The organism is Vibrio sp. B1FLJ16 (genome assembly GCF_905175385.1).
Classification (GTDB): domain Bacteria; phylum Pseudomonadota; class Gammaproteobacteria; order Enterobacterales; family Vibrionaceae; genus Vibrio.
Genome location: NZ_HG992750.1, coordinates 1,497,836 through 1,521,947 on the forward strand (window position 1 = coordinate 1,497,836; position 24,112 = coordinate 1,521,947).

Here is a 24,112-nt window from a genome sequence, read left to right on the forward strand (position 1 = left end):
ATTAAATTCGATTAAACAGACTCAGATCCTGAATCTTCACATAACTTGCCTGAGTGGCTTCCAGGGCAGCCATGTAGTTACTTAATCGAACAGACGCTTCAGCGTAATCCAGAGCTGACAGATCAGAGTTAACTTTATCGACAAACAGCTTGTTCTCACCATGTGCGTTATCAAGCATTTCCAGGTTATTATGGGCACCACCAATCTTAGCCATCGCTCCAAGCACGTTATCATGAGTAGCATCTATCGCTGCGATCGACGTATCAACAGTATTTCTGAAGTTTGCAGTAGGGTTACGAAACTCTGCTATCAAGGCATCAATCTGGTTAAGTACATTACTACCGCCGCCAAGGTCTAGAACCTCTGCTGCGGTCATGTTCGACTCCATTGTGACACCTTTCGCCACCGTGACAACACGCTTGTCCGCATTACCTTCAATCACATAAGTACCACCTGCATTTGATAAAGCCGCAGTGTCACTTTTGGTGCCGGAGAACAGGTAAAGCCCCTCTTCATCCTGAGCGTTAAACGACGATGCGACGGCATTACGTAAGCTTTCTAACTCTACGACAATACCAGTACGGTCCTCTGTGCTTAACGACCCGTTAGCTCCCCACAACGCAAGCTCACGCATAGATTGCAAACTTTCATTTACGTTATCAAGATGCACTTCCTGGCTGGAAAGCGTGCTCTTCACATTAGCAATGTTGGATTGATACTGGTTAATCGCAGAACCTTCGCGATCTAGGTTTAACAATCGTATCGAAGCCATTGGATCGTCCGATAACTTAGTCAGGCGATCACCGGTTGCCATCTGCTGCAGTACTTTGCCCAGACCAGCATTGTTGCTCTCTAAGCTCTGCAACATCATCTGACTAAATTGAGTATCACTGATTCGCATCTTCTTTCCCTACCCTTAGAATAACTGGAGAACGGTATCAAAAAGCTGATTAGCCGTGCTGATCACTTTCATATTGGCATTATGTGCATTGGCGAACGTCATTAAGTTTGCCGCTTCCTCATCGCTGTTGACGGCGCTGACATTATCACGTGCAGAAATCGCTTGCTGATTCATAGAAGTCTTGGCCTGATAATCTGCGTCCGCCTGACGCGCTTTAATTGCCACTTCGCCTATCATCGCAGAGTATGCGTCGTTGAGAGTTAACGAACCAAAGCCTGACACAGTCACAGGTTGGTTGCTTAGAGCGATAAGGTCCGTTAATACATCAGCATTGCCCGGGTTACCGTCAGAGGAAAACGCAAGCTCTTTAGGATCAATACCTGTAACAGTAAGACTGGAAGCTGGGCTCGTCGGATCATAACTAAACAAAGGCGCTCCCGGATTACCATTAAGATCGGTACCAGTAGCAAGTACGGCATTAAATTCATCCGCAAACGCCTGCGCCATATCATCAATTGCACTCTGATAGGGCTCTAAGACATTTTGCTGATAATCATTTAATGCACCGATTTCACCGCCCTGAACATCAGGAACAATGAAGCTTTGTTTACCAAACTCGACTTCAATCACAGGCAAGCCTGATGCCGAAGGATCCGGGGTTGCTTTTAGCGTACCGTAATCGCCGCCCATCACCAAAGGTTGACCGGAAGCTAACGCAACCTGAACACCACCGTCTGACTGAGTAGTCGTTTTAATTTCAACAAAGTTTGATAATTCACCGATCAACTTGTCACGAGCATCTAAAAGGTTACTAGGATTTCCACCTGTCCCCTGTAACTCTATGATCTGTTTGTTAATACCGGCGATATTACTTAGCAAAGTATTGGTATGGTTAATTGCCGCGTTTCGCTGGTCATCCACATTTTGTAATTGGCTATATAATGACTCGCTTAAGGTGTTAAAACGAAGGCTCAGTGCTTCTGCTTCGCTAATGATTTGCTGGCGGTAAGGGACCGATTCTGGCTTGACCGTTGCGTCATTCAAACTCGCAAACAGGGCATCGAACCCGGCAGAAAGATTAAGACCATCAGCGTTGAGTGTATTTTCCAGTTGACTCATGTTGGTAGTGTAGCGAGAAGCATAAGCGGCAAAGCTGTTTGTCGACCACATCTGCTTCACCAGATACTCATCACTGACACGACGAATGCTGGAGACTTCCACACCGATACCTGGGCTAAGGCGGTCATATTTACCGCCTTCAACGGAAGCCATCAATGCCTGTTGGCGGCTGTAACCCGGTGTATTCACGTTTGCCACGTTTTGTGCCGTGACATCCAAAGCAACCCGGTTGGCATTCAGACCAGATAAAGCGATATTGATTAGACTCATTTACAGCTCCCTTTTACGAATCAGTGGCTGCGCAAAAGCAGTGGTATTCACTTCCTGCTGCGCCTGCTTAACAGAGGCGACCGTTTCCCCGGAAAGATGTATCTCTTTACCAAAAATACTTGCCACATCTTCAGTGCCAGACTTTTTGAGTCGGTTATCATTTGCGGCCTGAAGGGTGCTGCTGTTCTCAGACTTTACGCCATTGAGCGGGTTACCCAGTTGTTTAACCAACATATCAGCGATACCAGAGTTCTGCTTATTTGCCATATTGATAGCTAGCTGTCCGTCGTACATATCGCGGAACACACCTTGTTGCTGGCTGGCAAACGGGCTGTCCTTATCTGCCAGTACATCACTACTACTGCGCATCTGGCGCAATACCATCTGTAAAAACATCGCCTCGAACTGCTCAGCAACCACTTCTAAGGCTTCGCCTTGCTGGTTGCTTTGCTTGATCTGCTTTAGTGTATTGTTGTCGTGGTAGAGCACAGAGCTCTGTTCATTTAGCCCTTCCAGGTTCATAAGTGCTCCTTAAATCACCACAAGTTCTGCATTTAGCGCACCAGCCTCATATAACGCCTGTAGAATCGACATTAAATCGGTTGGTGTTGCACCTAAGCTGTTTACTGCGTTCACAATCGTATTTAACTCAGTGCCCGGGGGCCAGATAACCATCTGAGCACGCTCTTCACGTACGTCCAGATCAGAACGGTCAACTACCTGAGTTTCACCGCCGTTAGCAAACGCATTGGGCTGGCTTACCTGCTGAGCTTCAGAAATAGTCACAGTGAGGTTACCGTGGCTAACCGCCGCTTCACTGACTTTGACATTCTTACCGACGACAACCGTGCCGGTGCGGGAGTTAAATACAATGCGTGCAGGTTTTCGTCCTTCCATTACTTTCAGCTCTTCCAGCATCGACATCATAATGACGCGCTGTTGGGTATCTTTAGGAGCCTGAACATCGATACGTACCTTGTTTACCGCCACCGCGACTTTAGGGCCAAAAATATTGTTCACTTCGCGCGTAATGTTTTTTGCGGTGGTAAAGCTGGGTTTACGCAGGTTCAACACGATTTTTTCCATCTGGTTGAAGTCACTTGGAATCGCACGCTCCAGTGTCGCTCCGTCCGGAATTCGCCCAGTTGTTGGTGTGTTGACGACGACCTTAGAGCCGCTCTGACCTTCTGCAGATACGCCACCCACGACTAAGTTACCCTGAGCAACTGCGTAGACTTCTCCGTCGACGCCTCGCAAAGGAGTCAGTAAAAGCGTACCGCCGCGCAGGCTTTTTGCATCACCGAGAGAAGATACAACCACGTTCAGTTTCTGACCCGGGCCCGACATAGGCGATACAACAGCGGTAACACTCACTGAAGCGACATTACGCAGTTTAGGATTGCTGTTATCGTCGATCTGAACACCAAACTGACGAAGCATGTTAGTGACAGACTGCGAAGTGAAATTGACTTGGTTCCGGTCACCCTGTCCATCCAGGCCGACGACCAAACCGTAACCCACCAGTTGGTTATCACGGATGCCCTGTACATCAACCAAATCCATAATAGGGATGGCAACTTGCGCTTTTGCAACCGGATTCATTCCCAGTGACAGCAAAAGAGAGAAGACGATAAAAAGAGAATTTTTTAACTTCATTAAAACGGTACCCAAGGGCTGTTGAAGAGTTGTGAAAGCCAGCCTGCAGCATTGCTGTCAGCCAGAGCCCCCCGGCCTGAGTAAGTGATCCTTGCATCACCAATGCGTGATGAAGGGACCTGGTTATTGCGGCTGATATCATCAACGCGGACAATGCCGGTCAAGCGAATGAATTCATCGCCTTGATTAAGACGAAGCCACTTTTCACCACTTACGCGCAATACGCCATTCGGCATGACTTCATGAACCGTTACGGTAATTTGCCCTTCAAGTCTATTGCCCTGAGAGCTCGATGCACTACCGTCGAAACTGCGTTCGCCATTCACGCTCGCACTTAAATCATTAAAGGTTTTGTTGCCAAATACCGGAGCGGCGAAACCAACGTTAGCGCTTTTATCATATTGCGTATCAGCGGTTTTGCTCGATTCCGTCTCTTCAGACAAAACGACAGTCAGCATATCCCCGACACGGTAAGCACGTCTGTCCTGAAACAGCGTCACATGGTAATTGTGACGATAAAGGCTACCTGCTTTTGCTTCCGGCAATGAGTAGTCCAGTTTTGGCGGTGCGTATTTTTCTTCATCCGGTTTAGGCGGAATGAATTCGTCCCGACCAGCGCACCCGGCCAACAGAATGACTGCGGCGGTGACTATCCAGCCTTTAGAAAAAACGTTCATTCTTAGATCCTTTATCATCACATTTTTACTGCATTAATCTCGTATTACATCGATTGAGCGACAAACTTCAGCATGTCGTCAGCCGCCGATACGACTTTTGCGTTCATTTCGTAAGCACGCTGAGTGGTGATCATGTCAACCATCTCTTCCACTACCTGAACGTTTGAGCCTTCCAGTGCTCCTTGCTTGATGCTGCCGGCACCATCTTCACCCGCAATTAGCTCATCTGCAGGACCACTCGCTTCTGTTTCTCTGAACAGGTTTCCGCCCATTGCCTCAAGACCTGCCGGATTAACAAAATTAGCTAGGGTGATCTGCCCCAGGTTCTGCGGTCTCACGTCTGCTGCTGTCGTCGCAGTTACCGTGCCGTCAACACCTACTGACAAGGAGATCGCGTCTTCAGGGATTTGAATTTGCGGCTCAAGAGGAAGCCCTTGTGTATTCACCATTAGGCCTTCTGAGTTGACGTGAAACTGGCCATTACGGGTATACATGATCTGACCATCTGAATTTTCAATCTGGAAAAAGCCCTGACCCATTACGGCAAGGTCGAGTTCCTGACTGGTATTTTGGGTGTTACCCTGAGTAAACACTTTTTGCGTGCCCACAACACGTACACCGCTACCCAGCTGTACTCCGCTCGGCAGTTCATTAACCTGGTCAACAGCAGCACCCGGCTGACGCTGAATGCTGTAGAACAAGTCCTCAAACACAACGCGATCGCGTTTAAAACCGACGGTGTTAACGTTAGCCAGGTTGTTTGAGATGGCGGTCATTTTCGTGTCCTGAGCCGCCATGCCCGTTTTACTTACCCATAGTGCTGAATGCATTACTATTTACTCCTGTACATCCGTGTTTAGCGGGATGCCATTAATTTGTTTCCGGCCTGAGCAAGTGTCTCTGCCGTTTTCATCATGCGTACCTGCATCTCAAAGTTGCGGGTCAGTGACATCACGTTAAGCAGCTCATCAATCGCTGACACGTTACTGCCTTCAATGTGTCCTTGCGCAAGCTGAACCGTTGGATCAGCTTCGAACTGCGCATCGTCAACACCGTGTAAAAGACTGTCACTCCCTTTTTGCAGCTGGCCTTGTGGTGGGTTAACCAATTTCAGTGTCCCTACCACCAGCTCTGCACCACCACCAGGTGGAACTACAGAAACCTGGCCACGCTCGCTGATTTCTACTTTTTGATAATCAGGAAGGATTACAGGTCCGCCATCACCAACGACAGGAAAACCGTTGATGCTAAGCGCACCAAAGTTATCGACAGCGATGTTACCGGCACGGGTATACGCTTCGTTACCATCTGGGGTTTCCACTGTAAGGAAACCCTCACCCATAACGGCGACATCAAGTGCTCTTCCGGTTTTAATCACGTCACCCGCGTCAAAACGAGTAGCTGCAGAGTTACTGGAAACCAGTGTACGGCCATCAAATCCCGAGCCCTGCAGCGCAGTACTTTTTACCTGCTCCATATCAGCACGAAAACCTGCGGTGTCCGCGTTTGATAAGTTGTTCGAACGCACGTGCTGAGCTTGAAGAACCCGGCTGGCACCTGACGTTGCGGTAAATAACAAACTATCCATTTCAGACTCCGTTAAATCGCGTTAAACAACGCCTGAGTTAACTGGTCATTGGTTGAGATGGTTTTAGCATTCGCCTGGTAGTTACGCTGTGCTGTCATCAGATTAACCAGCTCACTGGTTAGGTCGACGTTAGAGCCTTCCAATGCACCCGGAGTTAGGTCGCCCAGAGTACCTGAACCAGGAGCACCAACAATTGGCGCACCAGAGTTAAAGCTTTGGCTCCATGAAGTGCCGCTGACTTTAGCCAGTGCTTGCGGGTTAGCAAAGTCAGCCAGTACCAGCTGACCTTGTAACTGAGACTGACCATTGGTGAAGGTTGCGTAAACCATGCCGTTATCTTCAACACGAACGCCTGCCAGCTCACCAGAACTGTAGCCATTAGGGTTATTTGTGCTTACACCAAACGCAGCGCCAAACTGAGTAGAACCAGCAAGGTCAATATCAATACTCATCGCATTTGCGCCCGCCGCAGGAAATGCAACGTTAAACGTTCCTGCTGGTGTTGCAATAGAACCATCAGTATTGAAAGTAACCGACTCAGTCGCGACCGGTGTAGCAGAGCCATCCACCTGAACATTCACTTCCCAGGTGTTTGAAGCGGTTTTAGTGAAATACTGAGTGACGGTGTGCGTGTTACCTAATGAGTCGTAAACTTGAGAAGTGTAAGACGAGTTAAACGAATCAGGATCATTAGGATCGAAAGGGTTTACTACTGTATCGATAGTAGTCGCACTGGCATCAAAGTTAGCAACGAAGCTAAGGCTATCTGTCGCTTTCGCCGCTAAGTTAGCCGTTGAAATCTGTAAATCACCAACCGCACCAGTCTGCAGAGTATTGTTGTTATCAACACTGTAACCCTGAAGCTTCGCGCCAGTATTACCGACGATGTAGTTGTTTTTATCCGTACCAAAAACGCCAGCACGGGTATAAAGCGTTTGTCCCGCGGTGTCTTTAGTAACGAAAAAGCCGGTGCCGTTTATGGCTAAATCCATCGAACGTCCCGTTCCACTGACCGAACCGTTTTTATCAAAGTTTTGCGAGATAGCGGCGACTTCTACACCACCAGGTTGCATGCCGTTGTAAACAGCAGAAAACTCTGTACGAGCGCCTTTAAATCCGTATGTTGATGCGTTCGCAATGTTGTTACTGATAGTACTCAGTTCTGTGTTAGTAACATCCAGACCGCTAAGTGCAATATTAAAACTCATAACTAACCTCTGTATTCCTTATTTGGTTAAGCACCAAACTGACTGATTTGATAGAAAGGCACGCTACCGACACCTTCGATATTGACAAACGAAGTACCGCTAGAGCCTGAAATTTTGACGTTCTCGACCTTACCTGCCAGAAGAACATCGGGTGCTTGCTGCCCTTCCTGAACTTCAACAGATAGTGTGTAGTTACCCGGTTTGAGACCAAGCTCCTCCGGGTCAATAGAAAAGTCGACTTCACCAGCCGGATGAGCGCCGAGAGGGACTTTGGTTGACTGGCCAAACTGATCCGTGACGACCAAATTGACCTGATTTGAGTTGCTGGTAAGTTCGACTTTACCGCTTTGTACGCCCTCACCCAGTTCAAATTCATTGCCATAGACATAAACCGTCTGCCCAACGAGACCCGCTGTTGAAAGCACCTGCAGGTTTTCCTGCAAAACCATGCTGTTCTGCATAATGTTCGCCATGTTTTCAGTGCTCTGTACTTGGGAGAACTGAGCTAACTGACTCACATATTCAGTGCCGTCTAACGGATTCAGTGGATCCTGATTTTGGATTTGTGCCACCATCAACGAAATAAATTCGTTCTCAAGTGATGTCGCACTGTTCATGTCTAACGCGTTTCCAGAAACACTCGCGGTTGATGAAGTCGTTTGAGTCGCAGTGTCAGCACTTAATGCCGTATATTGAGCAATACTCATTAGCTGCCCTGCCCTAGTTTTAGCAGGCCTTGCTGCATACTTTTCACGTTAGCAAGCACCTCAACGTTAGTTTCAAAACTGCGGGTCGCCGACATCATGTCCGCCATTTCGGACACAACATCAATATCCGGGTAGTAAACGTAACCTTCATCGTTTGCCAGAGGATGACTCGGCTCAAAGCGCTTTTCTGCTTCACCGGCACTTTGTACAACGTCTACGATTTTCACTTCAGCACTTGGGTACGCGTCGTTACTCATAGCAAGTTGCGACTTGCCGTAGACAGTAGCAAAAACAGGTTTCAGCGCTTTATACGCATCATCAGGGTTTGCGGATACGGCATCCGCATTCGCAAGGTTACTTGCCACCGTATTCAGACGTACGGTCTGCGCATTCATTGCGGAACCTGCGATGGAGTAAATATCAGTAAATGACATGCTTAGCGTCCTTCTATTGCTCTTGCTAACCCGTTAAATTTCATATTAAGAAACGTCAGGCTAGTCTGAAAATCCATACTGTTTTGTGTAAACTTTCCTTGCTCAACACTAAGTTCCACAGTGTTGCCATCCTTGCTGTTCTGGAATGGAATCGCATATTGAGTCGATACCTGCATCTTGGGTGCAGAGGACATCTCGCTCATTACCGTGGTAAAGCTGAGGTCTTTTGCTAAATACCCTGGGGTATCAACATTCGCTAGGTTACTCGCCAGGACTTTGGTACGCTGAACGCGAAAATTCAGAGAGTCCGGGTGTACACCCAACGCATTTTCAAAATTGATAGCCATGCATTTTTCCCTTGAGGTTGGCTCGAATACCCAGAGATAGAAACAAAATGCATGCCAAAAAATAAGGTCTTAAAAAACAAGGTGTTAAAAACAGCAAGGAACCCTAACTTCCTAGTTGCGGAAGTGGATTTAGGGAAGAGGAAATCGCTGATTTCCTCCGTAATAAAGGTGGGAACGCTCTGCCTGTCACTGCATTTTTCATCACTGACAGCAGCGGAACAGACCATGTCTGTAGAAGCGATCCAGCAAGCGGTAAGCGATGATTATGAACAAGAAGTCAGCCATCTGGCTCATGTAAATGGCTGGCAGGACTACGAGCTAAACTATGAGGTAAGAATACCAGGTTCAGCGAACCATCTGCCCGTTTGCCCGGAGCCTTTGGTGATCACCGGACGAGATAATCAATCCATACCGGTAGGAAACCTGAAGCGTGCAGTGAGCTGTGAGACCCCGGAAGTATCGTGGCGTATCAATACCGCAATAAAAGCGGCGCTGAATTTAGAGGTTGTCGTCGCCAATACGTTAATCCAAAGAGATGAAGAACTCTCATACAGTGTACTTCGACTGGAAAGGCGTACCCTGACCCGCCCGGAAGACTTCTTCTCATCCATTGCCCAAGCGGCGGGTAAACAGGCATCGCGCCGGATCCGTAACGGACAGCTAATCAACCCTAACTCCGTCAGTGCCGCGGACTTTGTAAAGAAGGGCAATCAGGTAGTCATCATTGCATCTAAAGATGGCTTTACAGCCAAAACCAAAGGTGTAGCTCTTGAGGACGGAGTGAAAGGTCAGCAAATAGATATCCAGAACAGTACTTCCGGCAAGAGCATCAAAGCAGTGGTCATCGGGCTTAACCAGGTACAAACGCAGTTCTGATCCGTTGCAAGCAGATCGATTCTCAGAGCAGGTAATAAAAACTTAAAAAAATATCGATCAGGAATTAATTTTTCCGCTTTTTAGCCGCTTTAAAAGAATAACAGCGAAAAATTCAGGAGAGTGATATGAAAATTGAAAAAGTGACAGGCGGGCAATTAACCCAAACCAAATTTAATCAAGAGTCCAGCAAAGCGATTGAAACGGCACCTTCAAAAAAGGTAGCGGAAGCAACGCTAAACGTGAATACTGCCTCTCTGGACAAAGCAATGGTTGAGATGGAAACACTACCGGATGTAGACATGGCGAAAGTTGAAAAAATTCGTAATGCGCTTGCCCGTGGTGAACTTAGTCTAGATGCTAAGGCTCTTTCTCAGGCTGTAATGCAATTCCATACCGGTCACGAATAATTACAGGGATAACGTCATGGCCTCTGAAAAGCAGTTACTGATACAGGGATTTATCCAATCAATCAGCGAAGACATTAAACTTTATCAAAAGTTAATGGTTTTGCAGCAAAAACAAAGTGCCTTGTATCTGAACTTCGATGCTGCCGCTTTGAGTGAAAATGTAGATCAGCAAACACCGGTTCTAGACCAGCTTAACCGTAATGCAGTTAAGCGCACTCAGTGCATGCTCAAACTGGGTCTGCCAGCGGATGAAAAAGGCGTTAGTAAAATATTCTCGATACTGCCGGAGAAGCTCAGACTTGCCGTGACAAAACAGTGGCGTCACTTAGAAACACTCATTAAGCAATGCCAGCAATACAATCAAAAGAACGGTCAAAGCTCAGCTTCATTCCATGAGCTAATGAGTGAGTTCACTAATGCCTCTCCGGACACTTACGAAGATTTGTTAGTTTGATGGCTTGCCGTCCTTTCTGGAATTTTCCAGTTTTTTTCCTGCCACGTTCCCTGCGTCTGGCAGGTTTCTTTATTTTTGTCGTTTTTTGTCAGACAACGTCCGCGGCACCTTCTCAGTCTGCTATTGATACGGAACTTAAAGTACTCAGCCCCTATCAAGTTCAGATACAACAAAGGCTAGACTCAAACCTATCTTTAATTAATCAGATATTTTCGATATTAGATAAGCGCAAGCTGCCAGAAGCCTTCGTCTTAGTGCCAATGCTGGAATCGTCATACAGAGCAGATGCCGTTTCGCACGCCAATGCTGCTGGCCTTTGGCAACTGATACCTTCAACAGCAAAACGATTTGGGTTGATCGTTGAGGAGAACAGGGACGAGCGTTTTAATATCAGCGCAAGTTCGCTAGCCGCGACCAGCTACCTGGCCTTTTTATACCAGAAATTTGAAGGTAATCTGGCCCTGACTTTAGCGGCTTATAACGCAGGGGAAGGGAGAGTTGCCAGAGCGATTAAACAAGCTAACAGCCGAAACTTCGCTAATCTGAAACTACCTCAAGAAACAAGACAATACGTCGCTCGGTTTTATGCCTTACAGTCCATCATCAACATCAGCAAACTGCGTAACCATAACAAAGCAACACTATTCCTGTATGGTTCACAAAGTAGCGGTCCTTTAATCAACTTAGCACCACTACCTCCACTCATCTCTCTTTGATATTGCCAGTGAAACGAGAATCCTCCAATGTGGCAGAGACAGTGAGCTGTAGGATTTAAATAGACTCCCCTGACACTCTTAAACATGTAGTGTTACCTGATAGTCAATCTGTACCAAACACCATATAAATCATTACAGGACGAATAACAACGCTCCCGTTCGAACAAACGAACCTTTTGCTTTCTCCAAATAAAAAGCTTTCAGAGAGCAGGTGTTAAACCTGTTCTCTGAAAACATAATTATTTAAATAAATTTGTCGAGAACGTTGCAGAAAGACCCACAACCGGCTTGTTCCAATCATCCGCAGAACTTGCAGCAAGTGTTCCTTTAACAACCACGGCTTCGTTACCACCCATAAGTCCCATCGCCAGAGCTCTTTGATCATTATAAAACCCGACGCCGACTTGCACCGCTAAGTCACCATCCCAGTTAACCGGAGCGACCATACTAGCGGCTGCTGCGTTAGCGGCGATCATACCATCTAAGCGAGTAACATTTCGTTTAAGACTTGATACGTCTTTTTCTAGGTCAGTCACCCTCGAATCAAGTCCGGCAATTTGCACTGATTGTTCGGATTGCATTTGATATAAGTCATCACTAGCGGAATATAGTTCGTTGATTGAAGTACGATTATCGACGATAGATGCCTGATTCGTACTGATGGCAGCGCTATTATCACTGATGGATGCCTCGTTCGTACTTATGGCCGTACTATTGTCACTGATAGATGCCTGATTTGTACTTATGGCCGTACTATTATCATTGATAGATGCCTGATTGGTGCTGATTTCAGTGCTATTATTACTGATTGCAGCGCTATTCCCACTGATAAATTCTCGGTTAGCACTGATTTCATCACTATTTGCGCTCGTCGTTTCAGTAATCGCCGCAGCAGTTTCAGCAATTGCTGTCTCAGTATCAGTAATGCGGGTGCTATTTGCCGATGTCTTTTCATCGAGAAGTTGACGGGTTGCTTCAGTATTCGCAGCAATAGCGTCCGTATTAGTAGCGATGGCATCGGCATTATCACTAATGGCATTCGCGTTAGCAGTGATATCATCTGCATTACTACTAATTGCATTCGTATTAGCAGTAATATCATCTGCATTATCACTAATGGCAATCGCATTATCAGCAATATCATCTGAATTATCACTAATGGCATTCGTGTTAGCGGTAATAGCATTAGTATTATTAGTAATCGCAATCTCATTTGCAGCAATATTAGCCGCATTAGTATCAACATCTGCTGCATACACGTTAGCTGCAAAACATGAAACGATAGACAAAGCTAAAATCGACTTTTTCATTTTTAATGATTCCTTATCCAGTAAAACTAATGTTTGTATGCTTTAGTTTTCAAACAAATAGATTTAAGTCGCCATTTTTCCATTGAGGTAAATAGAGCATTTAGCCATCTAATACTTGCAAGAGAGTCCGTCTTGAACGTCTATCTTGCTTGTTAGTTTCCTTACTATTGGCTAACACTGATCTAACCACTGCCTGACCATTGTCACCTATCCCACGTTACTCAAACTGCATAAACGCCCTATATCAAACGTAGCATCATAGTCAAGAGATTGCATATTATTGTCGTAATATAAAACGCTACTTCCAATAATACCTATAACTTAGTGTTAAAAGAGGCGACAACAAATAGGCACGCAATAAGCTCTCGTAGCTTAGGAAAAGACTGAACTGATTCAGGCTTTGCCACCCCGAGTGCAATAGGCCGGGAAGGTATTCCATGTCTGAACGAAAACTAATTTCATTCCCCACATAGCGTTACTATGCGGTGAAAATGGAGGGAGGGGGAGGATGTGAAGAGTGATCTGCTCTGATGGGCTTTCTTTGTCTGGCTTTACTGATTATTTAAATGAATCATGAAAAGGATAGAAAAGGCGGAGCTCTGGGAACTGGCGTTTCAAATCGTACACTTAGAGCCAAAAAAGTGTAACTGTCAGAAATGACCAAGCTCAGTCGTGAAAGTATAGGTGTAGTTAGAAGTGAATCTTGATGGAAGGTAGAAAAGTGACTAAACGGACAAGGTTTGCCCTTGTGAGTGACAGAATTATCACCTTCTTCTATCTGAACTAGTTCGAAACCATTTAACGTACAAAGTGTCGCCCACACACCCATGCTGTTACCATGAGCACTGATAACAGGCATTAGTGTAACCAGTACCCAACTTAACGCACTGGCAAATAACATGGAGCGATAAAAAGGAATCAATCTACGCATAACGGTGACTTTACAAATTTCACACAGCGTAACCAATTCTAAGCGCAGGCTCAATAAAGGGTTACAGAATCACGGCTATTTTTCTGGCAGAGACAAAAAAGCTCGCGAAGTTGCGAGCTTTTTCAATCATTGCTGTGCTGTCCATCAAAGTTAGCCGAACAGTTTGCTCCAGATACTTGGGTTACGCTTGTCATGATACTCTTCACGAAGACTATCAATCTCACGCAGCTGTGCTTTGGCTTCTTTCAGATTACCAGCATCCAAATCTGCTTCGATTTTGTCCAGTGTTACCGACAATTTATTGAAACCTTCTAGGAAGGTATCAAACTTTTCAGGCGGGTAGTTACCACGCTTAGATTGTTCTACAATCGCTTGCAAGCTATCAATGGCTGACTTCATGGTTTCAACATCCGACGCTTCAGCCGCTTGTTTGAAATCCATCTTCATCTGCTTCATGTTTTGTTTGAGATCGACCGCTTCCGCCATTGCGTAGCTTGAACCCAACGCAATCGCACACCCTAAAATTAAAGGACGTAACATCTTCACTTCTCCATTTATAATGCCGAATTCTATGTCGGCTTTGCTTATCTCAGTTAACCTTCGCTCGGGATAACCGGATATTTGAGCACGCAGTGTACTGGAAACGCATTAATGCTGCATTCCCAAAATGTAATCTAGTTTATGCCTTGCGCATCTCGTCATACTCAGCAATAGAGTCACGTCCGCGCAACTCCAGGAAGGATAAAAACTGCTCCACCGAGGAGGTGATGACTTTTTCGCTCTTGATCCCGACTCTGTCCATTAGCTCTCCAACCAAATCAAGATTACCCACGTCGTGGCAAAAATGTGCGTCACTGCCCGTAGTAAAAAACACATCTTGCTCTTTACCTATCTGAGCAATCTCATGGCAACGATCAACGCTACCGACACGGCTGTTTCCTTTCAGAGTGGTGTTATTAATCTCAATCGCGACGTTATGTTGTTTCGCACACTGTAAAACCGCTTCAAAATCGAAATCAAAATTCGGGTTTCCCAGGTGCCCTAGCGCATCAACGCGACCGCTTTGAATCACATTAAGAAGAGCTTCAGTATGCGTTTCCTTATTGGAGGGAGAAAAAACAGGCTCGTGAAAACTGGCAATCACCCAATCCAGGTTACGGTCTACTGATACCGGGATATCAATTTCCCCTTCCGTATTAAGAATGTTAGCTTCAACACCACGCACAATCGCGACACCTTCGAGAAAACGAGGCAGAATTTTTTGGTTGGAGAAAAACCAGTAGTGAGGTGCTCCCGGCATCGACTCTGCATGGTCAGTAGTACAAAACATGTCTAACCCGTTTTGTTTTGCCGACTTTGCATTTTCAATCAACGTACTATAGGCATGACCGCTGGCGTACGTATGTGTGTGAGTATCAACCTTAAATTTCATCATTATATCTCTCGGGGGCACAATCTTTCCGGTATTGTATACCCAAATGACCTCCGGGTGCGTATTTCAGGGAAAATGGGTTGACTGACAGACCCGGCCAAAGTCTTTAGATTGAATGGTTATAAACTAAAAACAGTTAACAAAGTATATGAGCTGATAGCTGGGAGATAACTCGCAAACCGAGCGGCTTGGTTTGCGCCAGTGCGAATCGTCGTCAAATCGACTTTTCAACATTCACACAACTGCACTATGGTTATTGACGTTAAACACAGGCGATGTTGTGCTTGTCGGTGTCTTAGCTACAGTAAATACAACAACACAATAAAAACAAGGATGACGTTATGAGGTTTAATTATGTTTTGCTAAGCGGGGCTTTCCTCATGTTTCCTGTGGCCACTTCTGCAAGTACAGACAGTAGTATCTCCAAGCAAGATATATCCGCAGCCATCGTTGGCGGCGAGACCACAACCCTGAATCAACTGCCATTTTTCGCGCGTCTGATTCTGCATAAGACTGGCGAGAATCAATTTGCCAATATTTGTGGCGGCAGTGTTGTGAATGATCGTTTCATTCTGACGGCAGCACATTGTGTTCAGTCCGACACGTTTACTGACGGCTGGACCACGGACGATTTACGCGTATTAGTGAAGAATCCGACCATGGATGACGTCTACGTATCCGAGTTTAAAGACGTTAGCCGAATTATTATTCACCCTGACTATGATGAGAGTGACTTGTGGCTAAATGATCTCGCTTTACTTGAACTCACCTATCCTATAACCGATAACGTTCAATCTATTACTTTACCGCAAGACTTTGGTGACTACAGTGATGTATCGGTATATCAGATATTTGGATTAGGAAAAACGTCAACCACTACCTCATCCGTACCAAACTATTTACGCTGGGCAGAAGTGGAACCATTGTCGGACTATGAATGTGCAGCCATGGTTTCCGGATTTCACTCACAGGAAAGCTTATGTGCAACTGGCTTTGAGAACAGGGTGTATAGCGGAATTTGCGGCGGAGATTCCGGTGGCCCTCTCACCTATGTCGACGATGAAGGCGTGTATCAGCAAATTGGTATCGTCAGTTATGGATCATCAGTCTGCGAGTCTGCCACTTATCCAAGTGTATTTACCGAAATACTCAATTACACATCCTGGATTGAACAACATACCAGTACCGGGGTAGTAACCAGTTATGACGCCAGCTTAGCCGCAACGGAAAGCTATCACAGCGAAGGCGATTCAGAGAATGTGGAAGAGACAACCATTGTCGACGAAGGCGATAGTGATAGCGGCGGCGCACTAGGCGCGAGCCTTTTAGTAATCGGCGGTTGGCTTGGTTGGATTCGTCGCCGCAAGCAAACCAGCGTATCCATACGATAGCGCAGAGAGTAAAACAGCCTTCCTTAAATCATGCTTAAGTTCCGGAAGGCTAATTTCATTATCTGCGGATATAAATCGAACTGGAGCTGGCAACCTGACTATCCGGGATTCGAAAGCCCACTTTTAGCATGGTGTTGTGCAGTACTTTGTTGAACAGCTCAAACTCAACGGTCTCTTCTCGCTGATCCCGATATTCTGTTTTTAGCTCCGGAAACTTTGATATTGCTTCTTTTCGAATCCTGGTCAGTTCATCCTTATTAATGCTCTGCTTACTCAAAAGTTTACTACCTACAAAGCTTTCGTATGCACGAGCACATTTCATTAATCGCAAAACAAAATCATTCATCGTTATCGTTCTTTTTCTTAGTAGCCTGACGTTAAAGAACACTCTGACATCCGGTGCTCCTGCCTTCTGAAAAGATACCAAGAAACTTCAGCGCTAGTGTGTAGGAAAAAACCCAATAAAACGAAGGAAAATGCCGACTATGAGTTTTTTCTGATTTTCTAACAATAAGTTAAGAATCTCACTTAACTGATATCAGAGCATTTGTTTCATGATGTGCTGGGGGCCGACCGGCCCACCAAGATACAGCTCGTTTGTATCCTCAAATCCCGATTTCAGGTAACACTGGTAAGCGGCGTTATTACGGCAGTTCACCGTCAGATAAAGCGCCTGATATGCCGGAAAGTGAGATCTAGCAAACAGTGCAAACTGACTGATGGCCTGCCTGGCTATCCCTTTCCCCTGAAACCGGTGGTCCACCAGCAACGCTCTCACGCCCAGGCTATTTGGGGGACAAAAATCATAGCGATTATTGTATCCGGTATCGAATAGGAAAAACCCCACTACGGTATCGTCCGCTAAAATTAAATGCGGCAACTCCGTAGTATCCAAGCTTGCTAACATTGCAGCAATGTCACCGACCGTAAACTGCGATTGTTCTTCAAGCACACTTAACTTGCATACTTGCTCATATCGACCCGGTGTATATTTTTCTATCGTAACCATGAATATTCCTTTACTGCTCAGATAAACTGCAAAATGCCAACTGTCGTGAATCCCAACTTCGTCACTTTGGCTCTAGTAGCACTATCCTACTTAAATGCATGTGCGAGTACAGCTATAACTAAGTACATAATTAACTAGTTATACCCAAATGACTTCAAGATGCAGGATTCAGAGCATTGTCACTGGCATGAGCTCAAGGAAAATAGTGCAGCGGAATAGCGAGCTCTTTCCAAACTATTTGACGCTGAAATCGTGTCAGTGACATGCTCCCGAAGGGCGAGTTGACTTGGCTCACAGCCTTTGTTAACGATTTTTGATTTAGAACCACTAGATCTTCAAATCGTTGCCGCGCCTGTGAACCAAGTCATTCTCGCTCAACCTAGCACCTTGAAGTTATTTGGGTATAGATACTTAATATTAACGCTACACTGAGCGTATGTTCTGATACAAAGGATTGAGAATGTTTACTTTTTTGGTGACTGTCGTCGTGATGCTTGCTTTTGCGGCTAATTCAATCTTGTGCCGTCTCGCATTGGCAGAAGGATATAGCGATGCAGGCAGCTTTACAGTCATCCGGTTAATTTCGGGGGCGGCGACACTGATTGTCTTTCTTTTAATAGCCGGAACATGGAGAACAGAAAAGCCGACCAGCCGATTCAGCGTTCTTGCAGGGTTAACCTTGTTTGGTTACGCAATGCTTTTCTCCTATGCCTATATAAACATGACAGCAGGGACCGGCGCGCTACTTCTGTTTGGTGCTGTACAACTGACACTTTTCACATTGCACTGGTGGCAGGGAGAGCGCTTCAAAACCTTAGAAATAGTCGGCATAACCGTCTCTGTTCTCGGTTTCGCCTGGCTTATGCTCCCGTCAGCAACACGCCCAGATATATGGTCTGCAACACTCATGGTGACATCAGGTGTTTGCTGGGCTTTCTTTACGGCGCTTGGTAAGCAGGCAACAACTCCAAGCAGCGGGATCGCGTGGGGCTTTATTGCCGCCTCTATGATTAGTCTGCTCGTCTCTCCATTTTTACTTTCGTCACTCTCCCTTTCATTTGAAGGAATAGTGCTTGCCGTCACATCGGGAGCCGTCACCTCAGGTCTGGGTTATCTGTTGTGGTATCACGTGATAAAAAAGTTGTCTTTACTCCAGGCTGCGGTGAGCCAGCTATCGGTTCCCGTGATTGCCCTCGTATTGGGAGCTACTCTGCTCGGTGAATCTTTGTCACTCCATTCTGTTCTCACCAGTTCAGTCATCTTAGGTGGTATTGCTCTGGTGTTTTTAGCCCGCTCTCTAAACACCGACGAAAACTAAACAACCCGATAAAGATAGAACTTTTCATCTCAAATCCGCATTCTTCATCTATGCTTTTTAGAAGTAGGGTCATGAATGACAAAGAAAAAAGTACCCAGCTCAACCATTGGCGAAGTAGAGAATTGAAGAAACTTTGATCGGGAAGCGCCAGAAAAAGTCTTATAAATGAGACTCCACCATAAGTAGCTGTTTGAGCATTTTTCCAATTCCCTTAGTCGTAGCAAGGGCTACAGCCAGATTGACTACTTAATGTGCATTTCATTTTGACAATAGATTTACAAACCGCCTCTTTTCTCTCGTTATATTCCGCCACCCTGAATATTTTCAGTATAAAACACTGATTTTATGCTTTTTTAATAACACATTTATCAATTTTCAATTTCCGGCCTGAGCAAACTTTGACTATGAACGATAAAATTAAATTCGCTATAAAAGTATCGCTTAGCCTCACTTTGGCTTTCCTGATCCCCTTTGCTATGGGATGGCCACAGGCATCTACCGCAGCAACTACTGTGATGCTTATTGCATCAACAGGCAGCCGGCGCGAGTCCTTGGCCAGTGGAACATTGCGGGTTCTCGGCACCTTAGCTGGTGCGGTTATTGGTCTGCTGTTGGTCGGACTATTCGCACAAGATCGCTTTCTGTACATGCTGTCCGTTTCGCTTGTCGTGTCCTTTATCTTCTACTTCCGTAATGCGTACCAACAAGACCCAACTTTACTTATGCTCACCGGAGTAATGACGCTAATGATGTCCAATGGCGGTGATGCGGAAGGTGCATTTCTTTATGGTATCGATCGTGCCTATATGACGGTATTTGGGGTAGTGGTATACACGCTTGTAGGCACATTCCTGTTCCCGGTCAAAACTGAGCAGAACCTGAGGCAACTCATTGAAAAGTTAAATCAGACTCAACAAGCTCTGTTTGTCGCAATCTTACAGGCTTCCGGAAACAGTCATACAGACCAAGACCAAGGACAAGAACAAGAACAAGAAATGAATACCTCGGATTCAGCGGAGGAACCTGAAAGCAAAGCAACTCAGCTGACTATCGATGAACTGACAGAGGAAATGTTTGCCGCTCAAAATAGTCTGGAACAACGGTTCGCAACAGTTAGTGTGGAGTGCAGTGACGTTTCAGCTTATATCAAAGAGTGGCGCTTAGCCGTGCATCTGAGTAAGCAGATCACTCAGCAATTAAGCGTTGCCGTACACAGCCATTTTGACCTGCAAGACGATCGCAAATGCATCAGCAACTTTGATGAGACGATTGCGGAAGTTGAGCAGTTGTTCCAGATCTGCCAACAAATCTGGGACAACCGGGAAAACGTCTATCGCGCTAAAGAGTTTAAGGTCGATTACGACCAGGAATCATTAGATTCAGCGCCGCACCTGACTAAAGGCTCCGTAATTACACTAGGGTATCTGCTTGAATCAATGCATCAGAACCTTTCACGTTTAGCTGAAAGTATCAGCTGTATTGATTCTGTCACCAACAATGTCTCTTTCGATATAGAGCTGCCAAAACCTAAAGGCAAATTTCTATGGTGGGATTCAGAGAACTTTAAAACAGCGGTCAAAACCTTTGTTACTTACTGGGTTGCCGGACTGATATGGATCTACTTTAATCCGCCAGGCGGCTACTCGTTTGTCATCTTTTCGACCATATTCATGTCTTTGCTGTCCTTCTTGCCGGTACACCCAATCATGTTGCTTGTACTGTTTACCTTTGGGTTCTTATTTGCGGTGCCGTCTTACGTATTCATATTACCGCAACTGGATCTTGGTATAGAGTTAGGTCTGTTCATTTTCATCTATACCTTTATCGGCTTTTACCTTTTCAACGGACCAATCACCATCTTTTATATGATCGGCCTGTTTGTACTTGGGTTGAACAATCAAATGTTCTACCACTTCGGTATCATGATGACGATCATGACGCTGTTCTACATGGTCGTTTTCATGATCATTTTCTCACACTACTTTCCGTTCAACTCCAGACCAGAACACTTGTTTTTGACGATAAAAGAGCGCTATTTCCGGCATACAAGAGAGCTGTTTGCCACCTATCAAAAACAGTCGGATTCTGTTTTCACATCACTGAAACGCGCTCTGCACTTGGTGACTTTGAACGTGTCAGCGAAAAAGATGAAAGTCTGGGGGTCGAAGATAAACCACAAGTATTTTGACCAGACTGCGCCGGAAGCAATCAGTGCATTCAGCAAATCTTGCGATGTGTTATGCAACCACATCAACGTCCTTATGGTTGCTGAAAAGAAATTACTGGCAAACCCGCTGATAAACGAACTTCGCCAGAAACACCGTGACACCATTCTACCTTTGATGGCAGGAGCGTTATCCCGCGATCAGATAACAGAAGAACTCGACTTCGTTTTTGAACAATACAGCCAGGATTACCAATCCTTTGAAGACAAACTGGAAGATTTTTTTAGTGAACTGGATTTATCTGACTACGCGCATTCGGAGATTGCTGGTTTTTATATCTTGCTAAATTTAAAACGGAACGTATTCGAAGCAATGAAAGAGTGCAAGAAAACCTACGAGGATATCGATTGGGTAAACTTACAACAGAAGCGGTTTTAAAGGTGGGGATATGATGCTTCAAAAATTAACTAAACCAAGCCTCGCCATCATTACTCTGGTCGGGCTCAGTGCATGTACCACTGTGGGGCCTGACTATGTCCATCCGCAGCCATCCGCACTGCCTAGTAGTTGGTCGAAACAAACATCAGCAGCAGATACGCAGCGGACTGAACAACAGATACAACAATGGTGGCGACAGTTTAACGATCCGACACTGAATCAACTGGTTGATATGGCCAGCCAGCAAAACCTAGATCTGGAAGCGGCAGGATTACGTATTGTCCAGGCACGCGCGTTAGTCGGTGTCGCTACAGGTTTGCAATACCCGCAAGTACAAACCGCGTCTGGTAATTTAGCGCGAGCTTACATTAACGACCGGGGATTCAATAACGCCGCACTTTCTTTTGATGCAGCATGGGAAATGGATATCTGGGGTAAGTACGCACGTGGTATTGAGTCGGTTGAAGCGGGCTACTACGCAACGATAGCCTCTTATCACGACATCATGGTCACCGTCACCTCGGAGGTTGTACGTAATTACATCAATTACCGTACCTTCCAGGAGCGCATATTACTGTCTGAACGCAACATCGCCATTCAGGAACGTGTAGTGCACATCACCCAGGTTCAGTTTGACTCTGGTAATGTGACAGAGCTTGATGTCCAGCAAGCCCAAAACCAGCTCTATACCACGAGAGCTGCTCAACCAAGCCTTGAGATAGCAATGAAACAGTCGCGCACAGCGATTGCTCTGTTGCTCGGAGTTTTGCCACAAGAAATCGATTCCATCCTCTCATCCAACGGCCTTCCTGAACGCATCGCGAGTTATGAAGCCCAATTTAAATCAAGCGGAAGAAAGCCGGCATTATCCGGCAATGATGAAAAATCGATCGTTCCTCACCCGCCACAAGTAGGCACCCAGATAGATGCAAATCTGGTGATGCGTCGGCCAGATCTGCAAGTCTCTGAGATGCAAGCCCGTGCTCAAAGTGCACAGATTGGTGTTGCAGAAGCGGCTCTGTACCCTAGTTTTTCTCTGTTCGGTTCTATCGGTATTGACAGTACCGTGCCGGATGGCAGCAGCTTTAGCTTCAGTGATTCTCTCACAATGGTGATTGGCCCGGCCTTCAGCTGGAACATTTTCCAGTATGGAAGGGTGAAGAATAACATTCGCTTCGAAGATGCCAGCTTCCAGGAAACCTTAACCAACTACAACAAGAAAGTGCTCCAGGCGGTAAATGAAGTAACCAATGCCTTAGAAGCCTACGACCTGTATTCGCAACAAAAAGCGTTACGTTTGCAGTCTGTAAACTCTTCGATTCGTGCGTTCAATATTTCGATGACACAATATGAGAACGGTCAAATCTCATTTGAACGCCTGCTCAGTTCAGTCGAAAAAATGACTCGGGCAGAAGATAGCTACGCCTCTATCAAAGGCGACGTAGCAAATCAGGTCGTGGCACTTTACAAATCCCTTGGCGGCGGCTGGCAGGCACAAACTGGTAAGCCTTTCCTGTCAGAAACCATCGCTAAACAGATGAATGAACGTACGGACTGGAACGGATACCTTGATCAAGACAACCGCGTGTTGCCACTACTGCCAATACAGGCAGCAGATAGCGCTGAATCCAATGGAGAGGAGCCATAATTATGCCTTATGAACTCTCTTGGGGTGACGTGTATTTCTCCCCTTTACTTCTGGTGCTGATCCTTGCTGTGACGGCAACCTGGATAACGGTGATCCTGTTAAATAAGACCCGTTTGTCACGCTTTATCGCTTTCCCGTCACTGACTTTTATCGCCATCATGATCTTATATGTGGTGGCCATCGACAGTTTTTATATTCAATTTTAGGTGCCAAACAAGATGAAAAAATTAATCGTAATTGCACTCAATCTTGTCATTCTTGGTGGCGCGGCTTGGCTCGGCTATCAAAAATTTGAAGAGTATTTTAACAACCCCTGGACACGAGACGGCCAGGTACGCGCCAACGTCATAAAAGTTGCGCCTCGGGTATCCGGCCCCATTGTGAATGTCGCAGTACAGGACAACCAGGAGGTAAAAACCGGCGACTTACTGTTTGAAATCGATCCGACAACTTACGAAGTCGCCTTGTCTCAGGCGGAAGTGGGACTGGAAAAATCCATCATCAGCTCCCGTGGTAAAAAAATCGAATACGACCGCTTAAAGGATATCCGGGCTAAAGACCGGGGCGCGGTATCGCACAAAGACCTTATCCGTCGTGAAATCACTTATGAAGAATCTTTACTGCAAATCAAATCAGCAGAAGAGCAGTTAAAGTCCGCCAAGTTGAATCTCAGCTATACCAAGGTCTATGCAACCGTCGATGGGTTTGTTTCTAACCTGGATATTCGCAACGGCACCCAAGCGGTGGCCAATCAGCCTTTGCTGGCGCTTATCGACAAAAACAGTTTCTGGGTGTTTGGCTTCTTCCGTGAAAACCAGTTGCAGGAAATAGAACCGGGCAGTAAAGCACGTGTCACCTTAATGTCGCATCCGGACACGCCGATTGATGCAAAAGTCGACTCTATTGGTTGGGGTATTGCACCAAGCGACGGCACTGTGGGTTACAACCTGTTGCCCAATGTAAACCCGGTGTTCCAGTGGATTCGCTTGGCACAGCGGATCCCAGTTCGTATTTCCATCCAGGAACTGCCAGAAGGTATTGATCTTCGGTTCGGCCTTTCTGCATCCATTATGGTGATGAAAGATTCCCCAGAAAACAATGAATAAACAC

At 45.9% G+C, this 24,112-nt stretch carries 27 protein-coding genes; 10 read left to right on the forward strand and 17 right to left on the reverse strand.

Going from position 1 to position 24,112, the window contains the following annotated elements:
• Window position 1 precedes the first annotated feature (1 nt).
• Genes flgL through flgB form a run of 11 tightly spaced genes read right to left on the reverse strand, consistent with a single transcriptional unit; the run spans window position 2 to window position 8,907 of the window.
• On the reverse strand, window positions 2-901 hold the full coding sequence (flgL, locus tag KHN79_RS20715; protein WP_182010815.1) for a flagellar hook-associated protein FlgL: 900 nt from the start codon (window positions 899-901) through the stop codon (window positions 2-4).
• A 15-nt stretch (window positions 902-916) separates the two neighbouring features.
• A complete protein-coding gene (gene flgK, locus KHN79_RS20720) occupies window positions 917-2,290 on the reverse strand; it encodes a flagellar hook-associated protein FlgK (RefSeq protein ID WP_182010814.1) in 1,374 nt (457 codons plus the stop codon).
• Complete coding sequence (locus tag KHN79_RS20725) at window positions 2,291-2,812, reverse strand: rod-binding protein (RefSeq protein WP_182010813.1); 522 nt, start codon at window positions 2,810-2,812, stop codon at window positions 2,291-2,293.
• Window positions 2,813-2,821: 9 nt separating this feature from the next.
• Window positions 2,822-3,946 (reverse strand): flagellar basal body P-ring protein FlgI, encoded by a 1,125-nt coding sequence (locus tag KHN79_RS20730; RefSeq protein ID WP_182010812.1) that lies wholly within the window; start codon window positions 3,944-3,946, stop codon window positions 2,822-2,824.
• On the reverse strand, window positions 3,946-4,641 hold the full coding sequence (gene flgH, locus KHN79_RS20735) for a flagellar basal body L-ring protein FlgH (protein WP_182010811.1): 696 nt from the start codon (window positions 4,639-4,641) through the stop codon (window positions 3,946-3,948). Before flgH ends, KHN79_RS20730 begins: the two co-directional genes overlap by 1 nt.
• Before the next feature lie 26 nt (window positions 4,642-4,667).
• Window positions 4,668-5,453, reverse strand: a complete 786-nt coding sequence (flgG, locus tag KHN79_RS20740) for a flagellar basal-body rod protein FlgG (protein WP_182010810.1) — start codon at window positions 5,451-5,453, stop codon at window positions 4,668-4,670.
• A 26-nt stretch (window positions 5,454-5,479) separates the two neighbouring features.
• Entirely contained in the window at window positions 5,480-6,211 is a 732-nt protein-coding gene (locus KHN79_RS20745; RefSeq protein ID WP_182010809.1) for a flagellar basal body rod protein FlgF, read from the reverse strand.
• Window positions 6,212-6,222: 11 nt separating this feature from the next.
• Entirely contained in the window at window positions 6,223-7,419 is a 1,197-nt protein-coding gene (gene flgE / locus KHN79_RS20750; RefSeq protein ID WP_182010808.1) for a flagellar hook protein FlgE, read from the reverse strand.
• 26 nt (window positions 7,420-7,445) lie between these two features.
• Window positions 7,446-8,126 (reverse strand): flagellar hook assembly protein FlgD, encoded by a 681-nt coding sequence (gene flgD / locus KHN79_RS20755; RefSeq protein ID WP_182010807.1) that lies wholly within the window; start codon window positions 8,124-8,126, stop codon window positions 7,446-7,448.
• Complete coding sequence (flgC, locus tag KHN79_RS20760) at window positions 8,126-8,560, reverse strand: flagellar basal body rod protein FlgC (RefSeq protein ID WP_182010806.1); 435 nt, start codon at window positions 8,558-8,560, stop codon at window positions 8,126-8,128. The genes flgD and flgC overlap by 1 nt, the downstream gene beginning before the upstream one ends.
• A gap of 2 nt (window positions 8,561-8,562) precedes the next feature.
• A complete protein-coding gene (flgB, locus tag KHN79_RS20765) occupies window positions 8,563-8,907 on the reverse strand; it encodes a flagellar basal body rod protein FlgB (protein ID WP_182010805.1) in 345 nt (114 codons plus the stop codon).
• Between the two features lie 225 nt (window positions 8,908-9,132).
• Between flgB and flgA the strand changes: the two genes are divergently transcribed.
• From flgA to KHN79_RS20785, 4 genes are all read left to right on the forward strand, one after another.
• On the forward strand, window positions 9,133-9,783 hold the full coding sequence (gene flgA, locus KHN79_RS20770; protein ID WP_244812723.1) for a flagellar basal body P-ring formation chaperone FlgA: 651 nt from the start codon (window positions 9,133-9,135) through the stop codon (window positions 9,781-9,783).
• 125 nt (window positions 9,784-9,908) lie between these two features.
• Window positions 9,909-10,190 (forward strand): flagellar biosynthesis anti-sigma factor FlgM, encoded by a 282-nt coding sequence (gene flgM / locus KHN79_RS20775; RefSeq protein ID WP_182010803.1) that lies wholly within the window; start codon window positions 9,909-9,911, stop codon window positions 10,188-10,190.
• Between the two features lie 16 nt (window positions 10,191-10,206).
• Complete coding sequence (locus KHN79_RS20780) at window positions 10,207-10,644, forward strand: flagellar protein FlgN (protein ID WP_182010802.1); 438 nt, start codon at window positions 10,207-10,209, stop codon at window positions 10,642-10,644.
• Window positions 10,644-11,360 carry a lytic transglycosylase domain-containing protein gene (locus tag KHN79_RS20785; RefSeq protein ID WP_182010801.1) on the forward strand — a complete coding sequence of 239 codons (717 nt, stop codon included), beginning with the start codon at window positions 10,644-10,646 and terminating at the stop codon, window positions 11,358-11,360. The genes KHN79_RS20780 and KHN79_RS20785 overlap by 1 nt, the downstream gene beginning before the upstream one ends.
• A 239-nt stretch (window positions 11,361-11,599) precedes the next feature.
• On the opposite strand, the gene KHN79_RS20790 is transcribed toward KHN79_RS20785, so the two are convergent.
• From KHN79_RS20790 to KHN79_RS20800, 4 genes are all read right to left on the reverse strand, one after another.
• Window positions 11,600-12,670: a YadA-like family protein gene (locus tag KHN79_RS20790; RefSeq protein WP_182010800.1), complete on the reverse strand. Its 1,071-nt coding sequence runs from the start codon at window positions 12,668-12,670 to the stop codon at window positions 11,600-11,602.
• Window positions 12,671-13,241: 571 nt separating this feature from the next.
• Complete coding sequence (locus tag KHN79_RS21700; protein ID WP_224915410.1) at window positions 13,242-13,601, reverse strand: hypothetical protein; 360 nt, start codon at window positions 13,599-13,601, stop codon at window positions 13,242-13,244.
• A gap of 150 nt (window positions 13,602-13,751) precedes the next feature.
• Window positions 13,752-14,141 carry a cytochrome b562 gene (locus tag KHN79_RS20795; RefSeq protein ID WP_182010799.1) on the reverse strand — a complete coding sequence of 130 codons (390 nt, stop codon included), beginning with the start codon at window positions 14,139-14,141 and terminating at the stop codon, window positions 13,752-13,754.
• Between the two features lie 139 nt (window positions 14,142-14,280).
• Window positions 14,281-15,033: a phosphatase gene (locus tag KHN79_RS20800; protein WP_182010899.1), complete on the reverse strand. Its 753-nt coding sequence runs from the start codon at window positions 15,031-15,033 to the stop codon at window positions 14,281-14,283.
• Window positions 15,034-15,374: 341 nt separating this feature from the next.
• Here KHN79_RS20800 and KHN79_RS20805 point away from each other — a divergent pair, with 341 nt between their 5' ends.
• Window positions 15,375-16,424 carry a serine protease gene (locus tag KHN79_RS20805; protein WP_182010798.1) on the forward strand — a complete coding sequence of 350 codons (1,050 nt, stop codon included), beginning with the start codon at window positions 15,375-15,377 and terminating at the stop codon, window positions 16,422-16,424.
• Window positions 16,425-16,482: 58 nt separating this feature from the next.
• Here the strand turns inward: KHN79_RS20805 and KHN79_RS20810 are convergent, their stop codons facing one another.
• Window positions 16,483-16,770 carry a hypothetical protein gene (locus tag KHN79_RS20810; protein WP_182010797.1) on the reverse strand — a complete coding sequence of 96 codons (288 nt, stop codon included), beginning with the start codon at window positions 16,768-16,770 and terminating at the stop codon, window positions 16,483-16,485.
• A gap of 192 nt (window positions 16,771-16,962) precedes the next feature.
• Entirely contained in the window at window positions 16,963-17,433 is a 471-nt protein-coding gene (locus KHN79_RS20815) for a GNAT family N-acetyltransferase (protein ID WP_182010796.1), read from the reverse strand.
• Window positions 17,434-17,893: 460 nt separating this feature from the next.
• On the opposite strand from KHN79_RS20815, the gene KHN79_RS20820 reads away from it, so the two are divergent.
• The 5 genes from KHN79_RS20820 (at window position 17,894) to KHN79_RS20840 (ending at window position 24,108) form a co-directional block, all read left to right on the forward strand.
• Window positions 17,894-18,751: a DMT family transporter gene (locus tag KHN79_RS20820; RefSeq protein WP_182010897.1), complete on the forward strand. Its 858-nt coding sequence runs from the start codon at window positions 17,894-17,896 to the stop codon at window positions 18,749-18,751.
• Between the two features lie 404 nt (window positions 18,752-19,155).
• On the forward strand, window positions 19,156-21,354 hold the full coding sequence (locus tag KHN79_RS20825) for an FUSC family protein (RefSeq protein WP_182010795.1): 2,199 nt from the start codon (window positions 19,156-19,158) through the stop codon (window positions 21,352-21,354).
• Between the two features lie 10 nt (window positions 21,355-21,364).
• A complete protein-coding gene (locus KHN79_RS20830; RefSeq protein ID WP_182010794.1) occupies window positions 21,365-23,002 on the forward strand; it encodes a TolC family protein in 1,638 nt (545 codons plus the stop codon).
• 2 nt (window positions 23,003-23,004) lie between these two features.
• Window positions 23,005-23,208, forward strand: coding sequence for a DUF1656 domain-containing protein (locus KHN79_RS20835; protein ID WP_182010793.1), 204 nt, complete (start codon window positions 23,005-23,007; stop codon window positions 23,206-23,208).
• A 12-nt stretch (window positions 23,209-23,220) separates the two neighbouring features.
• Window positions 23,221-24,108 carry an HlyD family secretion protein gene (locus KHN79_RS20840; RefSeq protein WP_182010792.1) on the forward strand — a complete coding sequence of 296 codons (888 nt, stop codon included), beginning with the start codon at window positions 23,221-23,223 and terminating at the stop codon, window positions 24,106-24,108.
• Window positions 24,109-24,112: the final 4 nt, after the last annotated feature.

Bases quoted from the DNA above. Each gene is read 5' to 3' on its own strand.
- KHN79_RS20820 (WP_182010897.1), top strand. From the start codon at position 17,894: ATGTTTACTTTTTTGGTGACTGTCGTCGTGATGCTTGCTTTTGCGGCT.
- flgC (WP_182010806.1), bottom strand. From the start codon at position 8,560: ATGTCATTTACTGATATTTACTCCATCGCAGGTTCCGCAATGAATGCG.
- flgA (WP_244812723.1), top strand. From the start codon at position 9,133: ATGTCTGTAGAAGCGATCCAGCAAGCGGTAAGCGATGATTATGAACAA.
- KHN79_RS20805 (WP_182010798.1), top strand. From the start codon at position 15,375: ATGAGGTTTAATTATGTTTTGCTAAGCGGGGCTTTCCTCATGTTTCCT.
- KHN79_RS20790 (WP_182010800.1), bottom strand. From the start codon at position 12,670: ATGAAAAAGTCGATTTTAGCTTTGTCTATCGTTTCATGTTTTGCAGCT.
- KHN79_RS20800 (WP_182010899.1), bottom strand. From the start codon at position 15,033: ATGAAATTTAAGGTTGATACTCACACACATACGTACGCCAGCGGTCAT.
- KHN79_RS20780 (WP_182010802.1), top strand. From the start codon at position 10,207: ATGGCCTCTGAAAAGCAGTTACTGATACAGGGATTTATCCAATCAATC.
- flgL (WP_182010815.1), bottom strand. From the start codon at position 901: ATGCGAATCAGTGATACTCAATTTAGTCAGATGATGTTGCAGAGCTTA.
- KHN79_RS20795 (WP_182010799.1), bottom strand. From the start codon at position 14,141: ATGTTACGTCCTTTAATTTTAGGGTGTGCGATTGCGTTGGGTTCAAGC.
- KHN79_RS20815 (WP_182010796.1), bottom strand. From the start codon at position 17,433: ATGGTTACGATAGAAAAATATACACCGGGTCGATATGAGCAAGTATGC.
- KHN79_RS20830 (WP_182010794.1), top strand. From the start codon at position 21,365: ATGATGCTTCAAAAATTAACTAAACCAAGCCTCGCCATCATTACTCTG.
- KHN79_RS20840 (WP_182010792.1), top strand. From the start codon at position 23,221: ATGAAAAAATTAATCGTAATTGCACTCAATCTTGTCATTCTTGGTGGC.
- KHN79_RS20725 (WP_182010813.1), bottom strand. From the start codon at position 2,812: ATGAACCTGGAAGGGCTAAATGAACAGAGCTCTGTGCTCTACCACGAC.
- flgD (WP_182010807.1), bottom strand. From the start codon at position 8,126: ATGAGTATTGCTCAATATACGGCATTAAGTGCTGACACTGCGACTCAA.
- flgB (WP_182010805.1), bottom strand. From the start codon at position 8,907: ATGGCTATCAATTTTGAAAATGCGTTGGGTGTACACCCGGACTCTCTG.
- KHN79_RS21700 (WP_224915410.1), bottom strand. From the start codon at position 13,601: ATGCGTAGATTGATTCCTTTTTATCGCTCCATGTTATTTGCCAGTGCG.
- KHN79_RS20825 (WP_182010795.1), top strand. From the start codon at position 19,156: ATGAACGATAAAATTAAATTCGCTATAAAAGTATCGCTTAGCCTCACT.
- KHN79_RS20730 (WP_182010812.1), bottom strand. From the start codon at position 3,946: ATGAAGTTAAAAAATTCTCTTTTTATCGTCTTCTCTCTTTTGCTGTCA.
- flgK (WP_182010814.1), bottom strand. From the start codon at position 2,290: ATGAGTCTAATCAATATCGCTTTATCTGGTCTGAATGCCAACCGGGTT.
- KHN79_RS20810 (WP_182010797.1), bottom strand. From the start codon at position 16,770: ATGAATGATTTTGTTTTGCGATTAATGAAATGTGCTCGTGCATACGAA.
- flgE (WP_182010808.1), bottom strand. From the start codon at position 7,419: ATGAGTTTTAATATTGCACTTAGCGGTCTGGATGTTACTAACACAGAA.
- flgH (WP_182010811.1), bottom strand. From the start codon at position 4,641: ATGATAAAGGATCTAAGAATGAACGTTTTTTCTAAAGGCTGGATAGTC.
- KHN79_RS20785 (WP_182010801.1), top strand. From the start codon at position 10,644: ATGGCTTGCCGTCCTTTCTGGAATTTTCCAGTTTTTTTCCTGCCACGT.
- flgM (WP_182010803.1), top strand. From the start codon at position 9,909: ATGAAAATTGAAAAAGTGACAGGCGGGCAATTAACCCAAACCAAATTT.
- KHN79_RS20745 (WP_182010809.1), bottom strand. From the start codon at position 6,211: ATGGATAGTTTGTTATTTACCGCAACGTCAGGTGCCAGCCGGGTTCTT.
- flgG (WP_182010810.1), bottom strand. From the start codon at position 5,453: ATGCATTCAGCACTATGGGTAAGTAAAACGGGCATGGCGGCTCAGGAC.
- KHN79_RS20835 (WP_182010793.1), top strand. From the start codon at position 23,005: ATGCCTTATGAACTCTCTTGGGGTGACGTGTATTTCTCCCCTTTACTT.